Source organism: Tunicatimonas sp. (genome assembly GCF_049647865.1).
In the GTDB taxonomy this organism is placed as follows: Bacteria; Bacteroidota; Bacteroidia; order Cytophagales; family Cyclobacteriaceae; genus Tunicatimonas.
This window is the reverse complement of sequence record NZ_JBARYM010000890.1, coordinates 1-5,341: the sequence shown is the minus strand read 5'-3', so window position 1 is coordinate 5,341 and position 5,341 is coordinate 1. Positions and strand designations below refer to the sequence as shown.

General features: G+C 41.8%; 5 protein-coding genes. All 5 read right to left on the bottom strand.

The window, feature by feature from the left end; translation table 11 throughout:
- A partial coding sequence (locus WBA23_RS25445; RefSeq protein WP_424585092.1) for a hypothetical protein occupies nucleotides 1-809 on the bottom strand: 809 nt, incomplete at its 3' end.
- Between the two features lie 44 nt (nucleotides 810-853).
- The gene (locus tag WBA23_RS25440; protein ID WP_424585091.1) at nucleotides 854-1,651 is read right to left on the bottom strand and encodes a WecB/TagA/CpsF family glycosyltransferase; all 798 of its coding nucleotides are present in this window, start codon (nucleotides 1,649-1,651) and stop codon (nucleotides 854-856) included.
- Between the two features lie 655 nt (nucleotides 1,652-2,306).
- Complete coding sequence (locus tag WBA23_RS25435) at nucleotides 2,307-3,098, bottom strand: hypothetical protein (protein WP_424585090.1); 792 nt, start codon at nucleotides 3,096-3,098, stop codon at nucleotides 2,307-2,309.
- Nucleotides 3,099-3,200: 102 nt separating this feature from the next.
- Complete coding sequence (locus WBA23_RS25430) at nucleotides 3,201-4,325, bottom strand: AMP-binding protein (protein ID WP_424585089.1); 1,125 nt, start codon at nucleotides 4,323-4,325, stop codon at nucleotides 3,201-3,203.
- On the bottom strand, nucleotides 4,325-5,341 hold a 1,017-nt coding region (locus WBA23_RS25425; protein WP_424585088.1), incomplete at its 5' end, for a proton-conducting transporter membrane subunit. The genes WBA23_RS25425 and WBA23_RS25430, both read right to left, overlap by 1 nt.

The following is a 5,341-nucleotide window of genomic DNA, read 5'->3' as shown; positions in this document are numbered from 1 at the left end:
CGGGTATTGGTACTGATAATTATAGGTATTCTACCCAGTGCCATTACTTCGTATAGCTGAAAAAACCCGTTCTGATCGCCCCGTACGCAGACGGTATACCAGCTACCCGTTACTGCTTTCAGGTACTCTTTTCTTCTCTTCTGTTTTTCTTCGGTAGACAAATGAAAGAATGCACCCTCGCGCTGAATAAGGGTTGTTTGTATCTGACTAAAGTTCTGTATTCGCTGTACTACTGCTTTCCTCACGTAACGGGCAATAACCTGCTTGTATCTCAAAGACAAGTAGCTATCAAGCAATAAGCTACCGCCAATAACATTAATGATTGATAAGGGTAGTTGAATGTACTGAAATACCGAATTAAGCTTCCCCGGATACGACGTGTTGCCCACAAAAGAAACGCTGACGGCACTTCCGGTAGGTGGATCAGCGACGGGCAACTCATACAGCCAGGCCGGAATGCTTACCGATCGTTTCGTATTGTTAGTATTGTTTAGCCTAAACTGAAGTGTCAGATGTTTAGCGATAGTACGTGCGCTCCCATCGTGGAAGGCCACTACTTGCTTGGCTTGTTTACATTCCTCTACTAAGCTAGCTAGCTCCTTCTTACTGTAGTCGTTTAAGTAGTGGGGGATTACCACTGTTCCGTCTACGGTAGCAGCATCCTCGTAAAAGTGCACGGAAATATTGCTACGCTTGAGATGTAACCTTAAATCGTTCCAGTATAGAAGTCCTTCTTGGGTATCGTCTGATGCTAAGTGCATCAATAGAGGGACTGGCCTTACTCCTTCTTTCATGAGTCCCTTGTTCACATAAAAAGCTAACATTGCTATAACTGGTTACCCTTGAAAATTTGCTAGACAGGCAACAAGTCCTTATTACGCAGTTTTCTAAAGTACAGTCGACCTACTAGATAAAGAAATTTTCCGTTGGTGTAAATATACCTTCTAGCAAGTCTTTTAGGTTCGCAAGATAGTCGGTAAAGCCATTCTAGCCCATTTTTCTGCATCCACAGAGGGGCTCGCTGATCAGTACCTGCGTAGGTATTGAATGCTTGTCCTACTCCCAACATGCAAGCTTTCACCCTTCCGTGGTGCTGGTGCATCCATCGCTCTTGTTTAGGACAACCTAAGGAAACAAATACAAAATCGGTCTGGGTCTCGTTGATCATGGTCACCACTTCTTCCTCTTCCCTTGAGGTTAACGTACGAAATGGCGGTGAAAACATTCCGGCGATCTTTAATTGAGGAAGATGCTTTAACGCGCGTTTGCGCAATTGTTCTAAAACTTCAGGAGTATTACCATAAAAGAACACAGATTTTCCGCGCTGAGCCGCTTGAGATAGCAGGGCTGGGAACAGATCGGGGCCGGCAACTCTCGGTTGAGTTATTCCTTCAAATACTTCTAAATATTTAGTTAGAGGTAAGCCATCGGTAGCGACTACATCAGCCCGATTAATTACCTTCTGAAACCGGCTATCTTTGAATGCTTCAACAATCATATGTACATTGGCAAAGCATACGTAAGATGAGGCTTTTCGCTCTGATAGTTCTAATACATATTCTAGTACACGCCGGAAGCTCCCGGTGGATACTTGAGTGGTAAGCACTGATACTTTATCTGGTGCTTGTTTGCGCTGTAGAGTCTTATTCATGTGATCATAGGTTAGCGTAGTAAAAGTAAATAGCTTCTTTGACTTAGTCCTATTTGTAAGATAGATAGCTATTACGTATTCACCGTTTTCGGATCATGTATTTACTATTTAAATCAGATAGATGCGATTAAAAAATCATCCACTTTTTGTTTGCTTGCTTTGAATAAGCTCTTTAAAAAATAAACTAAACTGAGTATTATACTGCTTTCAAAATTAAACTATAATAAGGTAAGCACTCTATTATTTTTAATATAATTACCAGCAATAAGAATTTTTATTCCTTCGTCGATTCGTACAAATAGTTAGAAAAAGACACCTAGTTTTTCATGGAAAAATACAATAGCCCTATTTTGTTATATTGCCATATGGTAAGTCAAATTTACTACTCAAATTTGATATTTATAATATAACTCTAATTTATACACACTTTTTAAAATAACAGCCCATTTATGATGAAAATACTAAATGAATCATTCAAATCATATTGTATTTTCGATACCTATAATGTAAATACTGTTAATAATAATTGCCAGTTTAAAAAATCCTAGGATCAGTATAACTTTTACGATACAGTTGCATTAATTCATTTTTCAAAGTGGCAACTTGTTAGCTTGATAAGAGTCCAGTCTTAAATCGTTATAAAATGTGTTATGAGTCAATAACTATCAATCAAAGATTCTAGTTTTTGTCTCAAGCTATCTGTAAGATCTATTCTTCCCGGATTAGTGACCTCCTTTCCTAACTGATACCAGCGATTGTCGCCAGGGTCAAGGTACTTACCAGGGAGTGCTGGCATCTTAGCACTGGCTTCTTCTGTATTGTAGTCTAGTTGATAAAGGGTACTCAACATAGATTTAACTTCTGTCCAGGGCAAAGTATGTTTGGCTTGTTGCTTTTCTTGCTGGCGAACAACCTCTAACGAGCGCAGTAAGAAGCGAATGGTGATAATAAGCTGTAGTTCCTCTTTCTGCGAAGATCGCTTTAGGTAGCGAATACGTAAAGGGTGCTCTCGTTGGGCGGCTTCATACACTGCCTGGGTAAGCTCCTGTAAAAGATACTCCCAAGTTTCTATTTTCTCTGGGATACCTGTCACCTGCTGTCCATTGGTCAGCTCAGCTATCATAAATAATCCATTTTCTAATGGTTTAGAAGATGCTTGTTCTTGCTTAGAGAGCAAGTGAGTGTCTTCCCAAGTAGCTACTAGTGCCTCACACCATACCACCGGAAGGCTGCCTTTCCAGCTAAAATCATCCTGATTGCTAAAACCTTCCTCCCAAATTTCTTCCTTACTTAGCTCATCGCGATGGGTATATTCTAAATTATACTGTAGCTGAAGGTCATCAGCCTCAAATCTTAGTTTAAAAGTATAAGTATGGCTGTAGGGCGGAGGTACAACAAACGTCTCGAAGCTAATCTCAAGTTGCTGAATAGAGGTGGTGTCAGACATAGTACGACAAAGATACCGCAAACTAAATATTTTTTCCTACTGTCTGCCTAGATAGAGATAAGCATATCCATTGAAATATACTCTTTAAAGGTGCTCATTCATTCAGCGATTTGGGGTAGCCAGCAACTGAATTAATAATGCCTGACTTCTGCCTCGCTGTAATTTTCCGGTAGAGGTTTCGGCAAATTGAGGTAGATAGTGAATAGCTTTAGGCAGTTGGTAAGGAGAAAGTTGCTGAGCAGCTTCTTTCAAAATTGCTTTTTCTACTTCACCGGAAATAGCATCTCCTTCTATTAGCAATATTACCCGTTCACCAAACTTCTTATCGGGCAGTGAGCTAGCTAGAAACCTTCCGGTAAAATTCTGTTTACGCAATATTGGTTCTAAAACCTTTTCAATCTCCTCAGGAACTACTTTTACCCCACCGCTATTAATCACCGAATCGTAGCGACCTAACCATCGGAATTGGTGACTGCTTTTAATTTCAACCAAATCGTTCGTGGTGAGCCATTTTCCTCGAGTTACTTTTCCTCTAATTTTCAAGCAACCTCGCTCGTCAGTCATTATTTGAGTACTTCCTAGCACTTCAAAATAAGCCCTGGCTTTTGGTGGCGAAAGTTGGCGTAGCGCAATGTGCGAAACCGTTTCGGTCATACCATAGGTGCTGTATACCGAAGTGGTTAGGCTGGTAGAAATTTGCTTCTCTAACGAACTACTCACCGGAGCACCGCCAATAATGATTGCTTTCATACGATTTAGCTGTTCAGATGCCCCCTCTTCTAACAGTGTCTGTATTTGTAGAGGGACAAGGGCTGTAAACGTTGGCAGAAAAGGCAGGTACGGTAAAAGGTTGGACGTAGGCCGTATCAGAACTAAATCCATATTAGCTAGCAGACTGCGTACCACCATCATTTTTCCGCCGATATACTCCGCTGATAAGCATAGCAAAGAAGAATCGTGTTGATTTAACTCTAGTTTGCTAACGGTCATCTGAGCACTAGCTATCATCTGTTCCCGATGAATGGTGATCGTTTTAGGTAAACCGGTAGAACCAGAAGTAAGCTGCTCAAACTGCGATTTACCTCGTAACCACTGCCAGGCAAATTTCAGGGCAACTACTAAGCTACTTTCAACCTCATTAATGTAAGGAATATCTTCAGCACGATTTATCTGAGAAAGTTCTTCAGTAGTAATCTGATGCTGATTTTCTAGATAAACAACACTCATCAGAATTGGGTTAACCAGTACATCAGCACAATAAATAACAGCAAGCTCGCTACCAAATACGTCTGAATACGTCCAGTTTGTACCGAACGAACTAAATTGCCTAGTTTCTGAATTCCCGAAGCACTAGTCTGGACTAAGCCGTCTATCAGCACCCGGTCTAACCAAGCGATAATGTGGGCAACGATTACTCCAACGGTAGCAAAACTATGAAGTACTCCGTCAATAACCCGATGGTCTACCCAACGTCCGGCTCGTCCCACTAGCAGTATCGGGCGGATAAGTAGCAGTTGATAGAGGCGATCTAAGTACCAACCTTGAGCTAAGAAACCAACTAGCCAATTTTTAGCGTCAGGCTGCTGATGATACAATCGATGCCAAGTTCGCTGTGGACGGTACAAACCAAAGGCAATCAGCAGCCCCAGCAAGCTAAATCCCGAAGCGACTAGCGTGGTAACTTGATGCCAGTTAGGGTAGTCACTAGCTATCCGAAGATAATCTAATGTATTACCTGGTATCGCCGGAAGTTTCATAACTACATTCTGAGGCAGCCAACTTTCGTCAGCAGAAAATGGATTGAGGGAATAAATGACTCCTAGCGAAAGAATTGCCAACAGGATGAGCGGAACCCGCATAATCCAAGAGGGTTGCCACTCTACTGATGTTTCGGAAGGTTCTTTAGCTCGTAGCTTGCCAAAAAATATTAACAGAATCTGCCGTCCCATATATAATGCGGTAAGTAAGGTAGTTGCAAAAGCAAGTGTTGGTACAATCCAATGCCAGCTTACTTCGCCCGAACTTTGGTAGGCCGCCCAGGTTAAAGCTCCGTTCAGTAGGGCATCCTTCGATAAAAACCCTGAAAAGAAAGGAATACCCACTAAGGCTGCCGCGGTTACGATGTACACTACAAAAACAACAGGCATACGGGTGCGAAGACCACCCATCCAACGCATATCCTGAGCGTTAAAATTAGCTGCTTGCGAAGTGCTTTCCCCCAGATGAGTCATGCTGTGAACAAT

What these genes read in the sequence shown, in the direction of transcription:
- WBA23_RS25440 (WP_424585091.1), bottom strand. Translation starts at nt 1,651, where the DNA reads ATGAATAAGACTCTACAGCGCAAACAAGCACCAGATAAAGTATCAGTG.
- WBA23_RS25435 (WP_424585090.1), bottom strand. Translation starts at nt 3,098, where the DNA reads ATGTCTGACACCACCTCTATTCAGCAACTTGAGATTAGCTTCGAGACG.
- WBA23_RS25430 (WP_424585089.1), bottom strand. Translation starts at nt 4,325, where the DNA reads ATGAGTGTTGTTTATCTAGAAAATCAGCATCAGATTACTACTGAAGAA.